This is a genomic window from Pantoea agglomerans NBRC 102470 (assembly GCF_001598475.1).
Taxonomy (GTDB): domain Bacteria; phylum Pseudomonadota; class Gammaproteobacteria; order Enterobacterales; family Enterobacteriaceae; genus Pantoea; species Pantoea agglomerans.
In genome coordinates this window covers 480,200-501,848 of record NZ_BCZA01000002.1, presented here as the reverse complement: position 1 = coordinate 501,848, position 21,649 = coordinate 480,200, and the positions used below count along the sequence as shown (strand labels likewise).

The following is a 21,649-nucleotide window of genomic DNA, read 5'->3' as shown; positions in this document are numbered from 1 at the left end:
GGTCTGGCTTCTGTAGCGTTTAATCACAATAGCGGCTAATCCGACTCTGTGAAGAGGCGCAAAGCGTGATTCCTCATACGCTACTATGCTGTTTTGCCAGTGATTACATTTACTCATGCAGGATGAGATCAATGTTTAGTCACTCTTAAGTTTTGTCAGTGGCAATGAAAGATTAGGCATATTATTTTTGCCGCACAAAATGTACTATTTGGAGTTATCCCGGAACCCGTATGCGATTGATTGAAATATAATCAGCGCATCGACAGGCTAACCTGTGAAGGCAAGATTCCTATCACACAGCGCATTGGTTGCTGCAAGCCAGGGGCGGTAGCGTGGCTGTTTATTCATAATGAGTAAAAATTGACCCGCTTATATGCATAGCATGTTTAAATTTGTTAGAGGATGTGGAATGTTACTTCCCGTAATCATGGCCGGAGGAACCGGCAGCCGCTTATGGCCCCTTTCCCGCGAACTTTATCCTAAACAGTTCATCTGTCTGCACGGTGAGCACTCCATGCTGCAGGAGACGGTTAATCGTCTGAGCGGCGTCGAAGCGCGTGCACCGATGGTCATCTGTAACGAGGAGCATCGTTTCCTGGTTGCTGAGCAGTTGCGACAAATTAACAAGCTATCCCATAACATCATTCTCGAACCGGTAGGGCGTAACACTGCTCCGGCCATCGCGCTGGCTGCGCTGAACGCCGTAGAGCAGGGTGATGATCCGGTTCTGCTGGTGCTGGCCGCCGATCACGTAATTGAAGACCGTGCTGCGTTTCATCAGGCTATCCAGGTCGCTACCGCTTATGCCAAGCAGGGCAAGCTGGTGACTTTTGGTATCGTGCCAACCGGTCCGGAAACCGGCTATGGCTACATTCAGCGTGGCGAAGCACTGCCAGGCGCAGAAAGCGGCCCTTATCAGGTTCAGCGCTTTGTTGAAAAACCGAATCAGAGCACCGCTGAGCAGTATCTTGAGTCCGGTGAATACTACTGGAACAGTGGCATGTTCATGTTCCGGGCTAAACGCTATCTGCAGGAGCTGGAGAAATTTCGCCCGGATATTCTGGAAGCCTGCCGTCGCGCCATGGCTAACGTGAAAGAAGGGAATGATTTCATCAGTATTGATAAAGATGATTTTATCGCCTGTCCTGACGAGTCAGTGGATTACGCAGTAATGGAACAGACCGATGCCGCAGTGGTCGTCCCGCTGGCAGCCGGATGGAGTGATGTCGGTTCATGGTCTGCACTGTGGGAAGTAAACGACAAAGACGCTCACGGCAACTCGCTGAAGGGCGATACCTTCCTGCACAACACCAAAAACTGCTACATCAACAGTGAAGATCAACTGGTTGCCGCCATCGGCGTTGAAAACCTGGTCATTGTGAACACCAAAGATGCTGTGCTGGTTGCACGTAAAGACCAGGTACAGGATGTTAAGCGGGTGGTTGAGTTCCTGAAAAACGAGTGCCGCAGCGAATATCGCCGCCATCGTGAAACTTACTGGCCATGGGGACGTTGCGATCTGGTGGTTAACACTGGCCGCTTCAACGTTAACCGCATCACGGTTAAGCCGGGTGAAGCCTTCGAACTGCAGATGCATTATCACCGCACCGAACACTGGGTGATCCTCTCAGGCACAGCGAAAGTCACTATTCAGGATAAAACCCTGCTGCTGACAGAAAACCAGTCAACCTTTATTCCAATCGGTCACCCGCATACGTTAGAAAATCCAGGCAAAATTCCCCTGGAACTTCTGGAAATCCAGTCGGGTTCTTACCTTGGTGATGACGACCTCATTTTGATTAAACAACAGTTTGCAAGTAAGTAAGGACAGACACGATCATGGCAGCACTGACCTGTTTTAAAGCTTATGACATCCGCGGCGAGTTAGGCACTGAACTGAATGAAGACATCGCTTACCGCATTGGCCGCGCCTATGGTGAATTTATCCGGCCAAAAACGATCGTGGTGGGCGGCGATGTCCGACTGACCAGCGAGTCGTTAAAGCTGGCACTGGCTAATGGACTGCGGGATGCGGGTACCGATGTGCTCGACATTGGTATGAGCGGAACAGAAGAGATCTATTTTGCCACGTTTCATTTAGGCATTGATGGCGGCATTGAAGTGACTGCCAGTCACAATCCCATGAACTACAACGGGATGAAACTGGTACGGGAAGGTGCTCGCCCGGTCAGTGGTGATACCGGTCTGCGTGACGTGCAGCGCCTGGCTGAAGCGAATGACTTTGCTCCGGTAGAAGAGAGTAAGCGCGGCAGCTATAAACAGATTTCTGTGCTGGATGCCTATGTCGATCACCTGATGGGTTACATCGACCTGAGCAACTTCACTAAACCAATGAAGCTGGTGATCAACTCCGGTAACGGTGCTGCAGGTCATATTATTGATGAAATTGAAAAACGCTTTAAGCAGGCCAATGCGCCAGTAACGTTCATCAAAGTTCATCATGAAGCTGACGGTAACTTCCCGAATGGCATCCCGAACCCACTGCTGCCGGAGTGTCGCAAAGACACTTCTGATGCGGTGCGTGAGCATCAGGCCGATATGGGTATCGCCTTCGACGGTGACTTTGATCGCTGCTTCCTGTTTGATGAGAATGCAGAGTTCATTGAGGGTTACTACATCGTTGGGTTGTTAGCCGAAGCGTTCCTCAAGAAAGAGCCAGGAGCGAAAATCATTCACGATCCACGTCTGACCTGGAACACCATTGATGTGGTGACCAAAGCGGGTGGTATTCCGGTGATGTCTAAAACCGGTCATGCGTTTATCAAAGAGCGCATGCGTGAAGAAGACGCGGTTTACGGTGGTGAGATGAGTGCGCACCACTATTTCCGTGACTTCGCTTACTGCGACAGCGGTATGATTCCATGGCTGCTGGTGGCAGAACTGCTGGCAGTGAAAGGAGAGACGCTTTCCGGGCTGGTTTCGGAAAGAATGAAGGCGTTTCCCTGCAGTGGTGAGATTAATTTCAAAGTTCAAAACGCACACAAGATAATTGAAAAAATCACTGATTTATACGCAAGCAAAGCAGTAAAAAGAGACGAGACTGACGGAATTAGTCTTGAGTTTTATACATGGAGGATGAATATCCGAACATCAAATACTGAGCCTTTACTAAGATTGAATATCGAATCAAGGAAAGAATCTGTCTTAGTAAACGACATGTTAGAAAAAATTAGTTTATTAATAAAGGCACCTCAATGATTATTTCGTTAGGCAAAGCATTATGGAGCTATAGAGGATTCGTTCTTGGTAATGTTAAGAGAGAGTTCCAATCTAAATACCAGAACTCATTACTCGGTGCAGCCTGGAATATACTCAATCCATTATCGATGATTGTTGTATATACAGTTATTTTCTCTCAGGTTATGCATTCTAAGATGCCAGGAGTCAGTAATACTTTTGGATATAGTGTCTATCTTTGCTCAGGGATTTTAACATGGGGTTTATTTGCTGAGATTGTGGGGAGGGGGCAAAACGTTTTTCTTGAGTATGCCAATTTATTGAAAAAAGTTAGCTTTCCACGGCTTTGCTTGCCAGTAACGATAGCTTGTAATGCGCTTTTGAATTTTGCAATAGTTTTTGGCCTGTTTACTTTATTCCTTCTTTTTACAGGAAACTTCCCGGGTTTAAGCTATTTTTCTTTAATTCCTGTTCTTATCGTCATGATCATTTTCGCAATGGGATTGGGTATAACTTTGGGAGTTTTAAATGTTTTCTTTAGGGATGTAGGGCAGTTCTTCGGAATCGCATTGCAATTTTGGTTCTGGTTAACACCTATTATATATCCTGCTGAGATTTTACCTGAAAAGATTAAACACTATCTTTCATTTAATCCAATGTATGGTGTCATTTCTTCAGCCCAAAATATTTTAGTAAAAGGCATTTATCCGCAATTCCATCAGTTGTTACCTGCGCTAATTATTGGGATATTATTATGTATAATTGGATTGAAGTTATTCAGGAAGCATTCAGGTGAAATGGTGGATGAATTATAATGGGTAAAATTACAGTAGAAAGCGTGGGTAAAGCTTACAAACAATATCCAACCAGGTGGAGCCGTCTCGCAGAATGGTTCATGCCAGGTAATAAAAAATACCACAAATTAAAATGGGTGTTGGAAGATATTTCTTTTGCTGTGAATCCAGGCGAAGCACTAGGTATTATAGGAATAAATGGTGCTGGTAAAAGTACGCTTCTAAAAATGATTACTGGTACGACACAACCGACATCTGGAATGATAAAGTTAGAAGGTCGTGTAGCAGCAATGTTGGAACTAGGCATGGGCTTTCATCCTGATTTTACTGGCAGACAAAATGTCATTATGTCTGGACAGTTATTAGGTTATAGTCTCAGTGAAATCTATGAACTAATGCCTGCAATCGAAGATTTTGCAGAGATTGGAGCATATATAGACCAGCCGGTACGAGTATATTCCAGCGGGATGCAAATGAGACTGGCATTCTCAGTCGCTACCGCTGTGCGTCCAGATATATTAATTGTTGATGAAGCATTATCTGTAGGCGACGCCTATTTCCAACATAAGAGTTTCAATAGGATAAGAGAATTTAATCGGGATGGCACTACACTGCTTATCGTCTCGCATGATAAACAATCCATACAAAGCTTGTGTGATAAAGCAATACTTCTTAATCAAGGTAAACTTGAAATGGAAGGTGATCCTGAAGCAGTTATGGATTATTACAATGCTCTATTGGCTGATAAGCAAAATCAAAAAATAGAACAAGTTAAATTACCTGATGGAAATATTCAGACAATTTCAGGTAGCGGTGAAGCTACCGTTAAAGAAATAAAAATATTAAATAGTAAAAATGAGAGTATCGAGTTTATTGATGTTGGACAGGATGTTACTTTAAAAATTGATGTTGAAGTCCATGAAGACCTCCCAAGACTTGTTTTGGGTTATGGAATTAAAGATCGATTAGGGCAGGTTGTATATGGAACGAATACGGACCTGAAAAAACAGCCAATTATTGATGCTAAAAAAGGGTCAATATATACATTTAATATTAAATTTAATGCAAACCTTGGGCCTGGAAGTTATTCTATTCAAACTGCTCTGGTAAGTACCGATACGCATTTAGTGAATAATTATGAATGGCGAGATCTTGCACTAGTATTTAATATAATAAATATTAATAAACCGCATTTTGCTGGATGTGCCTGGATTGACCCCGATATTGAGATTAAATAGATATGCCAATTATTAGTTATGCTCAAAACTTCGAAGATGTCATGTTGTGGCGTGCTCTAAGACATATTGAGAATGGATTCTATGTTGATGTCGGTGCAAACGATCCAGTCATTGATTCTGTAACAAATTTATTTTACGTAAATGGTTGGAGTGGAATTAATGTTGAACCATTACGAAAGCACTTCAAAATGCTTGTTGAGTCACGCCCCAGAGACATTAATTTAAATGTCGCGTTGTCCGACACTGAAGGTGAGCTCGAAATATGGGAATCTGAAGTAAGGGGATGGGCAACTTTAGATAAATCAGTGGCCGAACAGCATGAATTAAATGGATTCACCGGTGACTGGACTAAAACATCAGTTCGAACTTTAAAAAACATCCTCGATGAAAATTTACCCGAAGAACTCACGGAAATCCATTTTCTAAAAATTGATGTTGAAGGTGTAGAGGAAAGTGTTGTTCGTGGAAATGACTGGCTAAAATTCCGACCTTGGATTGTAGTAATCGAATCAACTAAGCCAAATTCTCAACAAGAAAGTTATGAGAATTGGGAACAAATAATATTAGATCGAAATTATGAATTTGTGTATTTCGATGGGTTGAATCGCTTTTACGTATGTCAGGAACATAATTATCTGGCAGCAAATTTTCTAACCCCCCCAAATGTTTTTGACGAATTTATTAGTTACCGTGAAGAAGAAGAAAAAATAAAAAACATAGAGTTAACTCATTCATATGATCAGTTGAAATCTAACTATGACCAATTGGAATTAAATCATCAACAGTTAAACTCCGATAAGTTAATTCTCGAAGAGACTTTAGGTTCGCTAAAAGTTGACTATCAAAATATTAAAAATGAGATTGATGAAATATTAGGCAGTTCATCCTGGAAAATAACCACTCCCTTAAGATATATTTCATCTTTTTTTAAACGGAATAAATAATGAAAAATATTCTTTTTCTTAGTACCTACTCTTTTGCGAAACCCAGACATGGGGGACAAATTCGACTTCATCAGTTAGTGAAAAAATTTAAAGAGAATGGGTGGAAAACACGTTCAATTGCTGTTTATGAACAAGAAAGTTTTATTGGAGATGAGTTAGGTACATTTGATGTCCCGCTTCCGGTGGATTCAACTTTCAGATTGTTTAAGGGAAGAAACATACCTCTTATAAACGATTTGTTGACTGGCTCCTACGCAGCATCTGAGACGGGGGGGTTCAATAAAGTCGTTTCAAATTTACCTGAAAAAATTGATGTAATTTACGTTGAACAATGTTGGATGTGGGAAACAGCTATTAAAATAAGAAATATTCCTAAGTTCAATAAATCAATAATTGTTTTTGGTTCGCAGAATATAGAGTATTTATTAAAAGAAGATATTTTGCAGCAATATGATGTTAAAGATACAGATGAAGTCATTAATGCTATTAAGGCACTTGAGATTAATGCAACTCTAGGTGCTGATGTTGTTGCTGCAGTAACTAAAAACGATGCCGAACTCATGATGAGCTGGGGCAGAGAGGAAGTAATACTCGCACCAAATGGCATTGAACCATGGGAGAAAAAGGCATTAACGGACAAATGGTCTGAAAAATTACCTAAATCTCCATGGATGCTCTATATTGCAAGCGCTCATCCCCCGAATTTCACCAGTTTTAACAAGATTATTGGCGATACATTAGCTTGCATTCCCCCTGACAGTAAATTGGTTATAGCAGGTAGTGTCTGCGAACATATTTACCGTGAGATTCTTAAATCAAAATGGGCAAATATAAATGTAAGTAGGCTTGAACTATTGTATGTCCTTGATGATGAGGATTTAGCTGAAGTAAAAAATCGCGCGCATGTATATTTTCTCCCTATTGAACACGGCGGTGGATCTAATCTGAAAACTGCTGAAGCATTGTATTCAGGTAAATATGTTATTGGGACCAAATCTGCTTTCCGCGGCTTTGAAAATTACATTAACTGCGCAAGGGTAAGTTTAATCACCAGTCCGCAAGAGTTTTTCGCTGCAACGCGTAAGGCACTATTATCACCAATCCCAGAGTTAACTGAATCAGAATTACATGATATACAAGGCTTAACCTGGGGAAGAACACTTGAAAGTATTTGCTTAAAAGTAAGTGAAGCATATGAGGTTTTGATTAATGAATAATACCTGGCTTGATGTAACAACCATTTTAGGTTGGCACAGATCTGCGGTAGGCATTGTAAGAACTGAAGTTGAATGTGCGACTTATGCTCTGAGTATGAGCGATAAAAAATCAATGAAGTTCTGTGCATATAATCCAAATGATGGATATTATGAAGTCAATGCGGATGTTGTCAGAAGTACTATTGAAAAAATCAATGGGCATGTAAAAAAGAAAATTAACAATGAAGTTATTGATCCTGTTGTAAAAACCAATCTTAAAACAAAAATTAAATCAAATGTCTTGAAAGTAATTCAGATATTTCCTGTTAAAGCACAAAGGAAAATAATTAATTATCTGTTACCACGACGAGAGGCTGTTCATACTCTTTTAACGTCTTTAAGATATAGCAAGCTTGCCTTGAAGCAATGGATTAAACCTGCAGGGGGTTTTAATCAACCACATTCACATCTTGAAAGCTCAACGGCCGAAGTGAAATTTCCTTTTCAGCAAGGGGACGAATACATATCTCTTGGGCTTGATTGGGATCAGAAAGATTTTCATTATCTTTACCTGATTAAGAAGAAACTAAATCTTAAAGTTAAGCTTTTTTGCTACGATGTGATTCCTGTAAAGCTGCCTCACCTTTGCGTTGGTGATGTTGCTGGTAAATTTTCACATTATTTTTCAAACGTTGCTTGGTGTGCCGATGAGATTTTTTGTATCTCTAAATGCTCTCGTGATGATCTGGAAGAGCTTTTAATTCAGTTAGGAACTCCAATACCAAAGCTTACAATAGTTAAACTGGGTTGCGAACTTCCCGTTCATAATGAATCTGTAGATGTTTCTGTTGAAGTCCAGAATATTCTTGATAAAAAGTTCTTGCTTTTCGTGTCTACTATTGAACGTCGTAAAAATCACGAAGTATTATATAAAGCATATACTCGGCTTATCGATAATAATGTCGAAGGGCTACCATTATTGGTTTTCGTTGGTATGCCTGGATGGGGAATGAATGATTTTATTACGGATCTAAGCCTTGATCCGCGCATTAAAGGAAAAATCATTCAGTTAAACAATATATCCGATCCTGAGTTAACGCTCTTATATAAAAACGCCTGGTTTACATTATATCCTTCGCTCTATGAAGGATGGGGTCTTCCAGTTGCAGAAAGTTTAGCATTTGGCAAATATTGCCTGGCTTCATCAGCAGCTTCAGTACCTGAGGTTGCAGGTGATTTACTTGATTATATTGATCCCTGGGATGTGCTTGGGTGGGCTGAGAAAATCAGATACTTTATTGACAACCCTGATGCCATAAAGCAGCGTGAAAAGAGAATCGAAGCAGAGTACAAATCAACTAAATGGTCTGAAACTGCAGCTTCAGTATTAAACTAATGATATAATTATATTATACAAATTTTCAATCAAACGAAGAATGTGGAATTTATAATGAACGAAAAAATTGCAGTCGTAACTGGCATCACCGGTCAGGATGGCGCTTATTTAGCCGAATTGTTACTCGACAAAGGTTACACGGTCTTTGGGACCTATCGTCGTACAAGTTCAGTAAACTTCTGGCGCATCGAAGAGTTAGGAATTAAAAAAAATCCTAATCTTCATCTGGTCGAATATGATCTGACTGATCTGTCATCAAGCATTCGTTTACTTCAGGAAAGCAAAGCAACTGAAGTCTACAACCTTGCGGCTCAGAGCTTTGTAGGTGTTTCTTTTGATCAGCCGCTTACCACAGCTGAAATTACAGGTATTGGTCCGGTAAACCTGTTAGAAGCTATTCGCATCGTTAACCCTAAAATTCGTTTCTATCAGGCGTCTACTTCAGAGATGTTTGGTAAAGTACAGGCTATTCCGCAGAAAGAAGATACACCTTTCTATCCGCGTAGCCCGTATGGCGTTGCAAAGTTGTATGCCCACTGGATGACAATTAACTACCGTGAGAGCTACAACATCTTCGCATCAAGCGGCATTCTGTTTAACCACGAATCACCACTGCGTGGACAGGAGTTTGTGACCCGTAAGATCACCGATTCTGTTGCCAAAATTAAGCTCGGTAAGCTGGATGTGCTTGAGTTAGGTAACATGGACGCCAAGCGTGACTGGGGCTTTGCTAAGGAATATGTTGAAGGCATGTGGCGTGTGCTGCAGGCTGATGAGCCAGATACATTTGTCCTGGCAACCAACCGCACTGAAACAGTCCGTGACTTCGTTTCAATGGCGTTCAAAGCTGCTGGCATTGAATTGCGCTTCGAGGGCAAAGATGACCAGGAAGTTGCAATCGATGTAGCCACTAATAAAGTGGTGGTTAAGGTCAATCCTAAGTTCTATCGTCCTGCTGAAGTAGAATTACTGATTGGTAATCCACAGCGCGCGAAAGACATTCTGGGCTGGGAACCAAAAACCACGCTCGAAGAATTGTGCGCGATGATGGTAGAAGAAGATCTGCGCCGCAATAAACAAGGGTTCTCCTTCTGATATGACTAATGGCAAAAAAGCATTGATCACTGGGATCAAGGGCTTTACCGGCCAATATATGGCAGCGGATTTATCCGCTGCCGGATATGAAGTTTATGGTTTCGGTTCAACTCCCGCCCAGAATTCCTCACGCTATTTTCAGGTTGATCTTACGAATGCAGCACAGGTAAAAAACGCTGTAGACAGTATTCAGCCTGACGTCGTTGTTCATCTTGCAGCCATCGCTTTTGTTGGCCATGCTGACCCGAATGCGTTCTATAGTGTAAACCTTTGCGGTACGCGTAATCTGTTACAGGCTCTTAGCGAATCAGCAAAAATGCCGGATGCAGTTTTGATCGCCAGCAGTGCTAATGTTTACGGTAATAACACACCGGGAAAATTAGCAGAGTCGGTTCCTGCCAGACCTGCAAATGACTATGCGGTAAGCAAGCTGGCCATGGAGTATATGACCAGTCTGTTTTATGAAAAATTGCCGATTATTATTACCCGGCCATTCAATTACACCGGCGCCGGTCAGGCTGATAATTTCCTGATTCCGAAAATCGTCAAACATTTTCGTGAGAGAAAAGATGTCATTGAGCTGGGCAACATAGATGTATGGCGTGATTTTTCGGATGTGCGCGACGTCGTTAAAAGCTATTCAGCGTTACTTCATTCCCGCTCATCTGGTCAGACTGTCAATGTTGCTTCAGGTAAAATGCACTCATTGAGGGAAGTCGTTGATCTCTGCCAATCCCTGACAGGCCATGATATTAAGATTAAAGTTAATCCTGATTTTGTTCGGCCTAATGAAATTAAAGAACTTTGTGGTGATATCACTTTGCTCAGTCGCTTAGTTGGTGAGGCTTCGTCTAAAATTCCTCTTAGAGATACCCTGAAATGGATGCTGGAAGCAAAGCAATAAACGTCGTTTACTCTACGGACTGTATTAAATATCCTTTAACCGGTATTGGCCGTTATGCGTTTGAGCTTGCTAAACAGCTTCAGGAAAGAGAAAACGTCGCGCTGACGTTTCTTCATGGTACTAAGACTCGCGACTCACTGGCAGTGGCGAGTGAGTCTGCTCAATCTGTTCAAACACTAAAGCGTAAGTTACAAAAAAGTAAAACTGTAAGTGAAATATATCGCCTGACTTTTCCGGTAATGAAAATGATGGCGCTTAGGAATTTTAAGCATCACATTTTTCATAGTCCAAACTACTACTTACCTCCTCGCGTGAAACATTGTGTTGCCACATTTCATGACCTTTCTGTATTTCACTGGCCACAGTTTCATCCGGCTGGTCGTGTTCACCTGATGCAAAAAGAGTTAAGGAATACCGTTTCGCGTGCGTCCATGTTGATTACTGACTCTTATTACACGAAGAATGAGTTAATTGATTTCTTTGGTATTGAAGATAATAAGATTGCCGTAGCTCCTCTGGCCTGTAATGAACATTTTCATCCCCGGGATGAAGCAGAAACACAACATGTTCTTGAAAAGTATAATCTTAAGTGGCGACATTTCTTTCTGTATACCGGCACAATTGAACCAAGAAAGAATATACTGACGCTGCTTCAGGCGTATGATCGTCTGCCCGCTCAGGAAAAATCTGCCTTCCCGTTAGTTATTAGTGGTTATAAGGGTTGGGAAAATGAGCAACTTTTTAAACTCTTTGACAAGGGTGAGAGAGAAGGGTGGCTAAAGTATTTAGGTTTTGTACCCGGTAAAGATCTGCCGTTTTTATTCAGTGCTGCAACGAGTTTTGTATTCCCTTCAATCTATGAAGGTTTCGGCTTACCGGTTCTTGAAGCAATGGCATCAGGAACGCCCGTAATCTGCTCAAATGCAACATCACTTCCTGAAGTCGCCGGAGATGCAGCACTAATGCATGACCCTCAGGATATTCATGCTTTGACAACTTACATCCAGATGATGATTGAAAACGCAGATGTAAAGCGCCGTATGATTGATACGGGATTAGCGCGTGCCCGCGAATTTTCATGGTCACTGTGTGCGGATAAAACCATTGAAGCTTATGAGCAGGTCGCAAAATATATATGATTAAAGTTTTACACTGTTACAAAACCTACTATCCTGATACTTTTGGCGGCATTGAACAGGTTATTTATCAACTTGCAGAAGGTGGTTTTAAATCAGGTATTGAGTCTGTTGTTTTTACTCATAGTCCCCAATTTGAAAACAAGAAAAACACGCTGGATAATCATCAGATTCATCGGGTCAAAACGCAGTGTGAGTTTGCTTCCACGCCATTCTCCTATTCAGCGATAAAAGAGTTCAGGGAACTGGCGCAGGATGCCGATATCATCCATTACCACTTTCCTTACCCATTTATGGACTTCATGCATTTTGCCGCTGGCATTAAAAAGCCATCAGTAGTGAGTTACCATTCTGATATTGTTAAGCAAAAAGTACTGTTAAGGCTCTACACTCCATTGATGAACCGCTTTCTCTCCAGTGTAGACCGCATCGTTGCTGCGTCGCCTAACTATGTTGAAAGTAGCCCGGTCCTGCAGCAGTTCAAAGATAAAGTTGAAGTTATTCCTTACGGTCTTGATAAACAGTTTTATCAAAATAACGATCCTGCCGTTCTGCAAAAATGGCAGGCAAGATTTCCGGATGGCTTCTTCCTCTTTATTGGAACATTTCGTTATTACAAAGGCCTGCATATCTTAATCGAGGCGGCAAACAACAGCCGTTATCCAATCGTCGTGGTTGGTGCAGGTCCCATCGAGGCAGAGCTGAAATCGCAGGCGCAGCAGTTAGGCGTGAACAATATTCATTTCCTGGGTGCGCTTGAAGACAGCGAAAAATCTGCCTTGCTACAGTTATGTACCTGCCTGGTTTTCCCGTCTCATTTACGTTCTGAAGCTTTCGGTATCTCTTTGCTGGAAGGTGCTCTCTACTCAAAACCACTAATCTCCAGCGAGATCGGAACGGGAACAACCTTTATCAATATTGATCGGGTCACAGGATTAGTCGTCCCTCCATCTGATCCCGCAGCGTTACGACGGGCGATGGATGAAATCTGGCAGAACCCCGAGCTGGCAACGACCTATGGTGCGGCTGCGCTGGCACGCTTTGAATCCCTTTTCACAGCAGATAGAATGATTCAAAGCTATACCAAGCTTTATAAATCCTTGTTAAGTGTGTGATTTATTTTCAGATAATTTCATCTGCACGACCGCACCATTCATTACCTTTAATCCGCTATCCTGAGTTAACATACTGATCACTTACAAAGTGGTGTTACGGGTAACACCATGCGAGACCACAGACAGGAGTATGTAATGTCCAAGCAACAGATCGGCGTTGTAGGTATGGCAGTGATGGGCCGCAATTTGGCTCTTAACATTGAGAGCCGCGGTTACACTGTTTCTATCTTTAACCGTTCACGCGAAAAGACTGATGAAGTCATCGCCGAGAACCAGGGCAAGAAACTTGCTCCTTTTTACACCGTTGAAGAGTTTGTCGAATCGTTGGAAAAACCTCGTCGCATCCTGCTGATGGTTCAGGCGGGTGAAGCGACCGATAAGACTATCGCCTCCCTGACTCCACACCTGGATAAAGGCGACATCCTGATCGATGGCGGTAACACCTTCTATAAAGATACCATCCGCCGTAACAAAGAGCTTTCTGACCAGGGCTTCAACTTCATCGGTACCGGTGTTTCCGGTGGTGAAGAGGGCGCACTGAAAGGCCCATCTATCATGCCTGGCGGTCAGAAAGAAGCCTACGAGCTGGTTGCACCGATTCTGGATAAAATTGCTGCACGTGCAGAAGATGGCGAAGCCTGTGTGGCTTACATCGGTCCGGACGGCGCGGGCCACTACGTGAAGATGGTTCACAACGGCATCGAGTATGGCGACATGCAGCTGATCGCTGAAGCCTATGCTCTGCTGAAAGGCGCGCTGGGTCTGAACAACGAAGAGCTGGCTGAGACCTTCACTGAGTGGAACAACGGCGAACTGAGCAGCTACCTGATCGACATCACCAAAGATATCTTCACCAAGAAAGACGAAGAAGGTAAATACCTGGTTGATGTGATTCTGGATGAAGCAGCGAACAAAGGCACCGGTAAATGGACCAGCCAGAGTTCACTGGATCTCGGCGAACCTCTGTCACTGATCACTGAATCTGTATTCGCTCGTTACCTCTCCTCGCTGAAAACCCAGCGTGTGGCAGCCTCTAAAGTACTGAGCGGTCCACAGGCGAAGGCCTTCACCGGTGACAAAGCGGAGTTCATCGAGAAAGTTCGTCGCGCTCTGTATCTGGGTAAAATCGTCTCTTATGCTCAGGGCTTCTCACAGCTGCGTGCCGCGTCTGAAGAGAACAACTGGGATCTGCACTACGGTGAAATCGCGAAGATTTTCCGCGCTGGCTGCATCATCCGTGCCCAGTTCCTGCAGAAGATTACTGATGCATACGCAGAAGATGCAGGCATCGCTAACCTGTTGCTGGCACCGTACTTCAAAGATATCGCAGATCAGTATCAGCAGGCGCTGCGTGATGTGGTTTCCTACGCGATTCAGAACGGTATCCCGACGCCAACCTTCTCTGCTGCGATCGCTTACTACGACAGCTACCGTTCAGAAGTGCTGCCTGCTAACCTGATTCAGGCGCAGCGTGACTACTTTGGTGCGCATACCTACAAGCGCATTGATAAAGACGGTGTGTTCCACACCGAGTGGTTAGATTAATTAAGTCATTTCAGTTTAGAATCCCAGCTTGCTGGGATTTTTTTTGATTAAGGGATTGATTAGTGAAGCTCATCATACAAATGCCATGCTTCAATGAAGCTGGAACTTTAGAAATTGCATTATCTGCTTTACCGCGAGATGTTGAAGGGTTTGATTGTGTTGAATGGCTAATCATTGATGATGGTAGTACAGATGAAACTGTTAAAGTTGCCCAGCGATGTGGTGTTGATCACATTGTGCAGCACATGGGTAATAAAGGTTTGGCAGTAGCGTTTATGACAGGCATAGAAAATAGTTTAAAGTTTGGAGCAGACGTTATTGTCAATACTGATGCTGACAATCAATATGATGCAAGTAATATACCGGATTTAGTTAAGCCAATATTAGAACATAGATCGGAAATGGTTATCGGCGCCCGGCCAATTAATGCAATTGAACATTTTTCTCCTGCAAAAAAGCTGCTTCAGAAAATAGGGAGTTGGGTAGTTCGCGGAGCCAGTAAAACCAATATTCCCGATGCCCCTAGTGGTTTCCGTGCATTTAGTAAAAGCGCAGCACAAAAACTAATTGTGTTCAGCGAATATACATATACTTTGGAGACTATTATACAAGCTGGGCAAAAGAACATATCAGTTTGCTCAGTCGATGTGGGAGTAAATGAAGATTTAAGGCCTTCAAGATTAGTTAAAAGCATTCCATCTTATATTCAAAGAAGCATATTCACAATAATAAGAATATATGTAATCTATAGGCCTTTTAGGTTTTTTCTGACTTTAGGTGCTTTATTATTTTTTGTTGGCTTGTTGATAAGTTTAAGGTATATGTACTTTTATTTTTTTGAAAATGGCGAAGGGCATATTCAATCTTTAATACTTTCAGCAATTTTTATTATGATGGGCTTCCAAACAATCCTTGTTTCTTTCCTTGCAGATTTGCTTTCCGCAAATAGAAAACTACTTGAAGATATAAGGTATAAAACGAATAAAATACTTAATGATGATAAAAAATAGGTTTTTTAAATTAAGGTTGGGTGATGGAATCTGATTTACATAAATCAAATAAAGCACATAAAAAAGTGGGGCTGAAGAAATATGCTAAGTGGCTAAACATTTTTGGTGGGTTAATTTCTGTAGCAAGCATTTTTTTTGTTGTTTTACGATTAAAAGTTTATCTTAATGAAGATGTGCTTGTTTTTTTTAATCTCACTAATCTATTAATTGTTTCGCTCATTGCCTTTTCATATGGGATAACTAGCATTATCTTAGGTTGTTCATGGAGGTATTTATTAGCAATGTCTGGTTCGGTTCACACTTTTAGATGGGCTATTGGTGTTTATGGTATAGCGCAGCTTGCAAAGTATATGCCCGGGAATATATTCCATTTTGCTGGGAGACAAGTTCTAGGAATGGCAGACGGTGTATCTGCAAAATCTCTATTAAAATCGACCTTTTGGGAATTGGTAATATTGGTAATTTCCGGTGGGGTATTTATCATTATAGTTATCCCATCTTATTTGGGTTCTTATTTGCAGTTTAAAACATTAGCCATGTGTGCATTTGTTTTTAGTGTTTTCTTTATAGGTGTTTTTTCATATAAATTTATCAACCGTTTTTTTACAATTGCTTTTTTTCTACAGCTGTCATTTCTTGTTTTTTCGGGTTTTGTTTTTTATTTAATTTTGCTCCTTGTTTCAACTAAAAAACATTTTTTTTATACAGAAGACTATTGGATGCTGATGTTTGTTCCAGCAGCATTCGTAACGGCTTGGCTAATTGGTTTAGTTACTCCCGGTGCGCCCGCAGGAATAGGTATTAGAGAGGTAGTGTTGATCTATCTTCTGGGTAGCTATTTTGATAACTCTGAAATTATTTTGGCTGTAGTAGTTTCAAGAATAGTGACGGTTTCAGGAGATGTGTTTTTTTATTTCATCGCTAATGCTTTTAGAAGAGTAAGTATCAATGCTTGTTAAATATTTTAACCCATCAATAAATAAGTATTTTTTTATATTTTTTTGTTTTTTTGTGGCCATCCTAATAAATAATACAATACCCTATATTAGCTTGCCAACTTTGGGGCAGGCATTATGGGCTATGGGATATGCTAAGTCTATCAGCAATGGAGGCTTATTAAATGTATATGCACTAGATTTCGGTATACCTCAACCTGCTGCAATAGCCTTTGGTCTGTCTGCGGTTTTGCCTATGGGTTGGCTAATTAAGCTAGGGATAATGCCTGAAGCTGCATATAGCTTAATATTTTCACTTTGGTTAGCTTTAGCTTTCTGTGGAGCTTATAAATTTTCAGTTTTACTATCAAAAAATATAAATATTGCCCCCTTTTACTCACTCCTTTGGTTGATTACACCTATTGTCACTAAGCATGCTGCATATTCTATGCTTATGCTGGGTATAGCGTTACTGCCTTTCTACTGTTGGTGTGCATTTGTTTTTATTTTTCAAGAAAATAATAATCGTCGGGATTATTTTTTTGCCGCTGCATTGTTTTTAGTAGCTGCATTAGTATCTATATTTATGGATGGTTATACCTTTGTCATGTTTGCAGTAGCATCTTCATTTATGCTTCTTTTTGCATACTTTAAAGCAAAAGGAAAGATGAGTTTTATTTACGGAAAGATGACGGTTTTTCTTATTGTTTTCAGTTTGGCATATTTTTTATATTCTCATTTTATAGGTAAGTCCTCATATCACGCAGAACCATTAGATTTTTTTAGGGGGTGGGGTGTTGACCTATCTTTTTTAATTATACCATCGAGAGGGGTGTTCTGGTTTTTTGATTATATAGGATGGTCAAAACAGCGTTTATTTACTGAGTATTTTGGTGATTCATCTGTTTGGGATACAACTTTCTCCATTCCTTTTATTTTGTTTGGTTTTTTTGGATGGTGGAAATTTAGAAATAAATCTTTATTTATTAGCTGTTTATTTGTTATTGGGGTTTTCTCCTTATATATGGCATTAGGTCCATCATTCAAATTCTTTTCAACTAAAACAGATAGTTATGTTAACTCACTTGCTAACACTATGCTAATGCCAGAAAAATATGCTTTATTCCCCACAGGAAATTCAGTTTTATCTGAAAACTTACCTGGGTTTAATGTAATGAGAGCATCATATAGATGGATGGCATTAGCTATATTTGTATTTTGGTGCCTGACTATTTCGTTCATGAAAGAGAAAAGAAATATTATCCAATATGGTTCGGTAGTGCTATTATTAATTCTCTTTCTTCCTAATATACCGGGCACATGGAAAAATGGCAGGGCAAACTATAACTCAGTATTAGATATTAACAAAAAGCTTGTAAGTGAATTGAAAAATGATATTCCTAAAGATTCTAGTGTGGCATTTATTCCTTGGGGGAATGATTTCTTTGCTAACTATTTGGCGCCATTTTCTGGGTTCAGGAGCTTTAATATTGGTGGTGATAAAAACTTAGAGGCGGCCCTGCCTCATTGGCCTTCTGTTATGGTAAATCTTCAAGGTGAGATTAATCAAAATAAAATAAATTATTTAATCCAGTTGTTACTTAATAAAAACGTAGACTATGTTGTTATTCCCTACTTTAATATGCTTTGGTCTGCACACTATTGGGTATGCCCTTCCGATACGTTAATGCCGCTTAGTGATGAGACATATTTTTCTTTGAAATATGAGTTGAAACTAATTTGCCCTTATGAAATAAAAGAGAATTTGAAAGGCAATGTCAGCGCTATTAAAGCTTTGCCATATTTGAATGTGTTGGATAGAAAATTGTATGCTGTAATAAGTATTAATTCAGTGCTATTTAATGAATATATAAGAAAAAAATCAAATGATTACCCATTAAATGTGGAGTCTGACAATTTTGCGCTTAATGATGTGCTTGAAAAGGGATGGTATTATTTAGAGGCTGGGCACGTATGGTCAAAATATAATGCTAAAATTAAACTTAGCGTACCAAATGAAAGTAATGATTTATTTGTCTTTAGGTATAGTGTCTTTTACGTAAAAGGTAATGACCCTATCACTGTTGAATTTGAAAGTATCGTAAAAGGCAGGCGTGTCAAAATAACAAAAATTATAAAGGATAATGAAGTGCATACAGTCGAAATTCCAATTGATCATGATCTAACTTCACAATTAGTTGATATTAAAGTATCAAACGCCAAATCACCATCTGAGCTTAATGTGGCACCAGATACTCGAAAGCTTGGTATCTCATTAGAATCTGTACATTTATCTAATTAATCCATAAGGGCTTCCCTCGGGAAGCCCTTTTTTTATCCTACCAGTAAATCCCCGCTCCGAATCTCTCGCTCACCTGCCAGCCTCACCACCAGCATGCCTGCCGTCGCAAACTTAGCCCAGTGTCTTGCATAGAGAATACCGCCATGTTCCGTCACCAGCGGGGTGATCTGGTCGGTTATCGGGTCAACAATCTCCGCCACCACTTCTCCCGGCCGAATCTTTGCGCCCAGCGGTTTACGATGCAGGATCAGTCCGGATACCGGCGAATGAATATATTCGCAGCCCGCTAATGGCGTAGGTGGATTTTTCAGGGCAGGGGAGGCTGCCGCCGATCCTTCGCTGTGACGCTCTTTGATGACGCCAGCTTCTCCAGGTGCTTCAGCGATATCTGGCACGTTTAAACCAATCGGGCCGTCATTGATAGCCACGATATCGTCTCCGCCCGCGCTCGCCGGGACAAGTTCGTCGCCACCGATCACGGGTGCCGCTACTTCCACGGAAATCGCAGGCTCGCTGTAGCCGATATAACCGCCTTCCTGTAGCGCTGAAATAATCGCCTCCGCGTCTTTCTCTGCTTGTTCAGGCGACACATCACGCACGCCACGCAACTCCAGCGTCACCGGCAGCAATCCCCGTGGCATCGGATAATCTTTGCCAAACCGTTCCGCCAGCGTCAGCCAGGGTTCGCAACAGGCTTCATCAAACGGTTCTCCGCCAGAGATCTGCGCCAGCAGCTGCACCTCGCTGCCTAACCAGCGCGCCAGCGGCTCAATGTCCGGCCAGGCGTGCGGCGTGGTGTAGAGGTGAGGCACGGCTTCCCAGTCACAGTGCAGATCAATCATCAGATCGGCCTGACTGGCCATCCGCATCAGCGTGTGGCGTTGCGCATCCAGCTCGGTTTTTGGCACGGTATCACGATAGTGACGATCAATCGCCTCGCGGATCAGGCTCTTATTTTGCGTTTCACTTTGGGTCAGACTCTCAGCCAGCCCGGCCGCCAGGGTTGCGCCCAGTGACGGGAAACGGCGGTTGAAGTCCTGGCCAGAGAGCGTATGGAATCGGCCCAGATGGGTGCCATGCCAGTGCTGTCCCAGCGCCAGCGGATTAGCAACCGGCACCAGGGTAAAAGCGGCTTTAAGTTGACCGGCGGACTCCAGCGCCTGCAGTCGCTGCTTTAAAAACCACGCCACTGCCATACCGGGCAGTTCGTCGCCATGCAGCGCAGCCTGGATATAGACCTGACGCTCGTTGTCTTCCGCAAAATGGAAACTGATGATTTCACGCTGGGTGCCTAAAGAGGCGCTTAACAGTGGATGATGTTGTTGATGCATACCGTGTTAATGTCCTTTAATCGGCAAAGGACGACAGCGCGCCGTCCTGAAAAAGTTAAAGTATAGTGCCGGATCGCGTTGAGGATGAAAAAGGGCGACCGCGAGGTTAAGGCTGGATAGAGATATCCGTGGCGAAGTAGCGCTTCTGAATCTGGTCAAAGGTGCCATTCTTTTTGATTTCGACGAAGGCGTTATCCAGTGCGGTTTTCAGCTCGGTATCGCCTTTACGCAGGCCAATCGCCGTGCCGGGGCCGATGATCGGATCCTGAATAATCGGGCCGGCCAGTTCAAAATCTTTGCCCTGCGGATGCTTCAGGAAGCCGATGGCAGCCTGTGCCGCATCGGTGAATACCGCATCCAGTCGGCCTGAAACCAGATCGCTTTCAACCTGTGCCTGATCGCCATAAGGCACCACGGTCACACCGTGAGGCTGCCATTTCGCCAGCGCATAGCGCTCCTGAACCGTTCCCTGTTCTACACCGACCGTTTTTCCTTTCAGGGATTCAACGGTGGGCAATATGCCAGCACCTTTACGGGCAATCAGCTGGGTGTGGGTGTCATAGAGCGGCGCGGTGAAATCAATCTGCTTCAGGCGCTCTTCGGTAATGCCCATGTCGGACAGAATGGCATCAAATTTACGCGCTTTAAGGGCCGGGATCATGCCGTCAAACTGGCTTTCGACCCAGACACATTTTGCCTGCATCTGAGTACAGAGCGCATTGCCCAGATCAATATCAAAGCCGACCAGCTTGCCCTGTGGCGTTTTCGATTCGAATGGCGGATAGGTCGGATCGACCGCGAAACGCACCTGTTCGATCTTCGCCTGCGCGCAAAAAGCGCAGCCTGCCATAACCGCCACAGCCAGCGTCTGACGCAGGCGTTGAGTGAAAATGTTCATGATTTTGCTCTTATTCTGTCGTGATGAGTGATTATGCAGAGTATCGCCGGGCTGCCGGGATGGCAATTACTGCGTAATCTTCACCACGTCAGCCGCGCATAACGCGCGATAATCTTCGGTATTCAGGATCACTGAGCGTTCCAGCAGACCAGCGTTAAAGGCTATCTCCGGATAACGTTCAAACAGCGCGGGGTCAACAACCAGTCTGAGGTCGGGATGAAAGCTGAACGGTGGTATCGCCCCGAATACGCAGCCGGTCAGCAGATCGGTTTCCGCCGGACTGGCGAGTGAGGCGCGTCTTCCTCCGACTGCTGCCGCGACTCTGCCCAGATCGGCCTGATGATCGGCAGGTAAAACCGCCAGCACATGCTGTTTAACGCCGTTGCCTTTCACATGACAGACCAGCGCTTTAGCACCCTGGCCGATTTCGGTGCCGCGTATCGCCGCGACCGCTTCACATTTACCGGTCGCCTCATGCTCCATCAGGCGATAGCGTGCCTGGTGCTGGTCGAGCAGGGCGATTAATTTCTCATGGGTGGTCACGGTTCTCTCCCTGAGGTTTGAGTTGCCGTCATTGTGCCGGATGGACGTGAGGAATGAGCAGAATTCTGC

Annotated in this window: 18 protein-coding genes; 15 read left to right on the top strand and 3 right to left on the bottom strand. The window is 42.9% G+C overall.

Translation table 11 applies throughout. The annotated features are described in order from the left end of the window. Positions 1 to 409: 409 nt before the first annotated feature. The 15 genes from PAG01S_RS05895 to PAG01S_RS05825 all read left to right on the top strand — a co-directional run bounded on the left by PAG01S_RS05895 (position 410) and on the right by PAG01S_RS05825 (position 18,808). Positions 410 to 1,825, top strand: coding sequence for a mannose-1-phosphate guanylyltransferase/mannose-6-phosphate isomerase (locus PAG01S_RS05895; protein WP_062758036.1), 1,416 nt, complete (start codon positions 410 to 412; stop codon positions 1,823 to 1,825). A 14-nt stretch (positions 1,826 to 1,839) separates the two neighbouring features. Then, complete coding sequence (cpsG, locus tag PAG01S_RS05890) at positions 1,840 to 3,219, top strand: phosphomannomutase CpsG (RefSeq protein ID WP_062758034.1); 1,380 nt, start codon at positions 1,840 to 1,842, stop codon at positions 3,217 to 3,219. Next, positions 3,219 to 4,013, top strand: a complete 795-nt coding sequence (locus PAG01S_RS05885) for an ABC transporter permease (protein ID WP_062758081.1) — start codon at positions 3,219 to 3,221, stop codon at positions 4,011 to 4,013. Before cpsG ends, PAG01S_RS05885 begins: the two co-directional genes overlap by 1 nt. Beyond that, positions 4,013 to 5,230, top strand: coding sequence for an ABC transporter ATP-binding protein (locus PAG01S_RS05880; protein WP_062758032.1), 1,218 nt, complete (start codon positions 4,013 to 4,015; stop codon positions 5,228 to 5,230). The genes PAG01S_RS05885 and PAG01S_RS05880 overlap by 1 nt, the downstream gene beginning before the upstream one ends. A gap of 2 nt (positions 5,231 to 5,232) precedes the next feature. Then, positions 5,233 to 6,174 carry an FkbM family methyltransferase gene (locus PAG01S_RS05875; protein ID WP_062758030.1) on the top strand — a complete coding sequence of 314 codons (942 nt, stop codon included), beginning with the start codon at positions 5,233 to 5,235 and terminating at the stop codon, positions 6,172 to 6,174. Beyond that, the gene (locus PAG01S_RS05870) at positions 6,174 to 7,391 is read left to right on the top strand and encodes a glycosyltransferase family protein (RefSeq protein WP_062758029.1); all 1,218 of its coding nucleotides are present in this window, start codon (positions 6,174 to 6,176) and stop codon (positions 7,389 to 7,391) included. The genes PAG01S_RS05875 and PAG01S_RS05870 overlap by 1 nt, the downstream gene beginning before the upstream one ends. Further along, positions 7,384 to 8,766, top strand: a complete 1,383-nt coding sequence (locus PAG01S_RS05865; RefSeq protein WP_062758027.1) for a glycosyltransferase family 4 protein — start codon at positions 7,384 to 7,386, stop codon at positions 8,764 to 8,766. Before PAG01S_RS05870 ends, PAG01S_RS05865 begins: the two co-directional genes overlap by 8 nt. A gap of 54 nt (positions 8,767 to 8,820) precedes the next feature. Beyond that, positions 8,821 to 9,861 (top strand): GDP-mannose 4,6-dehydratase, encoded by a 1,041-nt coding sequence (gmd, locus tag PAG01S_RS05860; RefSeq protein WP_062758025.1) that lies wholly within the window; start codon positions 8,821 to 8,823, stop codon positions 9,859 to 9,861. Between the two features lies 1 nt (position 9,862). Continuing rightward, the gene (locus PAG01S_RS05855) at positions 9,863 to 10,765 is read left to right on the top strand and encodes a GDP-mannose 4,6-dehydratase (RefSeq protein WP_062758023.1); all 903 of its coding nucleotides are present in this window, start codon (positions 9,863 to 9,865) and stop codon (positions 10,763 to 10,765) included. Continuing rightward, positions 10,741 to 11,904, top strand: coding sequence for a glycosyltransferase family 4 protein (locus tag PAG01S_RS05850; RefSeq protein ID WP_081114144.1), 1,164 nt, complete (start codon positions 10,741 to 10,743; stop codon positions 11,902 to 11,904). Before PAG01S_RS05855 ends, PAG01S_RS05850 begins: the two co-directional genes overlap by 25 nt. Next, entirely contained in the window at positions 11,901 to 13,016 is a 1,116-nt protein-coding gene (locus PAG01S_RS05845; RefSeq protein WP_062758022.1) for a glycosyltransferase family 4 protein, read from the top strand. The genes PAG01S_RS05850 and PAG01S_RS05845 overlap by 4 nt, the downstream gene beginning before the upstream one ends. Before the next feature lie 135 nt (positions 13,017 to 13,151). Further along, positions 13,152 to 14,561, top strand: coding sequence for an NADP-dependent phosphogluconate dehydrogenase (gene gnd / locus PAG01S_RS05840; protein WP_010248093.1), 1,410 nt, complete (start codon positions 13,152 to 13,154; stop codon positions 14,559 to 14,561). A gap of 62 nt (positions 14,562 to 14,623) precedes the next feature. Further along, entirely contained in the window at positions 14,624 to 15,571 is a 948-nt protein-coding gene (locus PAG01S_RS05835; RefSeq protein WP_062758020.1) for a glycosyltransferase family 2 protein, read from the top strand. A 23-nt stretch (positions 15,572 to 15,594) separates the two neighbouring features. Then, positions 15,595 to 16,530 carry a hypothetical protein gene (locus PAG01S_RS05830; RefSeq protein WP_062758018.1) on the top strand — a complete coding sequence of 312 codons (936 nt, stop codon included), beginning with the start codon at positions 15,595 to 15,597 and terminating at the stop codon, positions 16,528 to 16,530. Continuing rightward, complete coding sequence (locus PAG01S_RS05825; protein WP_140417643.1) at positions 16,520 to 18,808, top strand: hypothetical protein; 2,289 nt, start codon at positions 16,520 to 16,522, stop codon at positions 18,806 to 18,808. The genes PAG01S_RS05830 and PAG01S_RS05825 overlap by 11 nt, the downstream gene beginning before the upstream one ends. Before the next feature lie 32 nt (positions 18,809 to 18,840). Here PAG01S_RS05825 and PAG01S_RS05820 read toward each other — a convergent pair whose 3' ends face one another. The 3 genes from PAG01S_RS05820 to PAG01S_RS05810 form a co-directional block, all read right to left on the bottom strand. Further along, positions 18,841 to 20,139: a succinylglutamate desuccinylase/aspartoacylase family protein gene (locus tag PAG01S_RS05820; protein ID WP_033758378.1), complete on the bottom strand. Its 1,299-nt coding sequence runs from the start codon at positions 20,137 to 20,139 to the stop codon at positions 18,841 to 18,843. A 106-nt stretch (positions 20,140 to 20,245) separates the two neighbouring features. After that, on the bottom strand, positions 20,246 to 21,037 hold the full coding sequence (locus tag PAG01S_RS05815; RefSeq protein WP_062758014.1) for an ABC transporter substrate-binding protein: 792 nt from the start codon (positions 21,035 to 21,037) through the stop codon (positions 20,246 to 20,248). Between the two features lie 66 nt (positions 21,038 to 21,103). Further along, the gene (locus PAG01S_RS05810) at positions 21,104 to 21,580 is read right to left on the bottom strand and encodes a YbaK/prolyl-tRNA synthetase associated domain-containing protein (protein WP_062758012.1); all 477 of its coding nucleotides are present in this window, start codon (positions 21,578 to 21,580) and stop codon (positions 21,104 to 21,106) included. Between the last annotated feature and the right edge of the window lie 69 nt (positions 21,581 to 21,649).

Coding starts and splice junctions, on each gene's coding strand:
- PAG01S_RS05895 (WP_062758036.1), top strand. CDS start 410: ATGTTACTTCCCGTAATCATGGCCGGAGGAACCGGCAGCCGCTTATGG.
- cpsG (WP_062758034.1), top strand. CDS start 1,840: ATGGCAGCACTGACCTGTTTTAAAGCTTATGACATCCGCGGCGAGTTA.
- PAG01S_RS05880 (WP_062758032.1), top strand. CDS start 4,013: ATGGGTAAAATTACAGTAGAAAGCGTGGGTAAAGCTTACAAACAATAT.
- PAG01S_RS05875 (WP_062758030.1), top strand. CDS start 5,233: ATGCCAATTATTAGTTATGCTCAAAACTTCGAAGATGTCATGTTGTGG.
- PAG01S_RS05870 (WP_062758029.1), top strand. CDS start 6,174: ATGAAAAATATTCTTTTTCTTAGTACCTACTCTTTTGCGAAACCCAGA.
- PAG01S_RS05865 (WP_062758027.1), top strand. CDS start 7,384: ATGAATAATACCTGGCTTGATGTAACAACCATTTTAGGTTGGCACAGA.
- gmd (WP_062758025.1), top strand. CDS start 8,821: ATGAACGAAAAAATTGCAGTCGTAACTGGCATCACCGGTCAGGATGGC.
- PAG01S_RS05855 (WP_062758023.1), top strand. CDS start 9,863: ATGACTAATGGCAAAAAAGCATTGATCACTGGGATCAAGGGCTTTACC.
- PAG01S_RS05850 (WP_081114144.1), top strand. CDS start 10,741: ATGGATGCTGGAAGCAAAGCAATAAACGTCGTTTACTCTACGGACTGT.
- PAG01S_RS05845 (WP_062758022.1), top strand. CDS start 11,901: ATGATTAAAGTTTTACACTGTTACAAAACCTACTATCCTGATACTTTT.
- gnd (WP_010248093.1), top strand. CDS start 13,152: ATGTCCAAGCAACAGATCGGCGTTGTAGGTATGGCAGTGATGGGCCGC.
- PAG01S_RS05830 (WP_062758018.1), top strand. CDS start 15,595: ATGGAATCTGATTTACATAAATCAAATAAAGCACATAAAAAAGTGGGG.
- PAG01S_RS05825 (WP_140417643.1), top strand. CDS start 16,520: ATGCTTGTTAAATATTTTAACCCATCAATAAATAAGTATTTTTTTATA.
- PAG01S_RS05820 (WP_033758378.1), bottom strand. CDS start 20,139: ATGCATCAACAACATCATCCACTGTTAAGCGCCTCTTTAGGCACCCAG.
- PAG01S_RS05815 (WP_062758014.1), bottom strand. CDS start 21,037: ATGAACATTTTCACTCAACGCCTGCGTCAGACGCTGGCTGTGGCGGTT.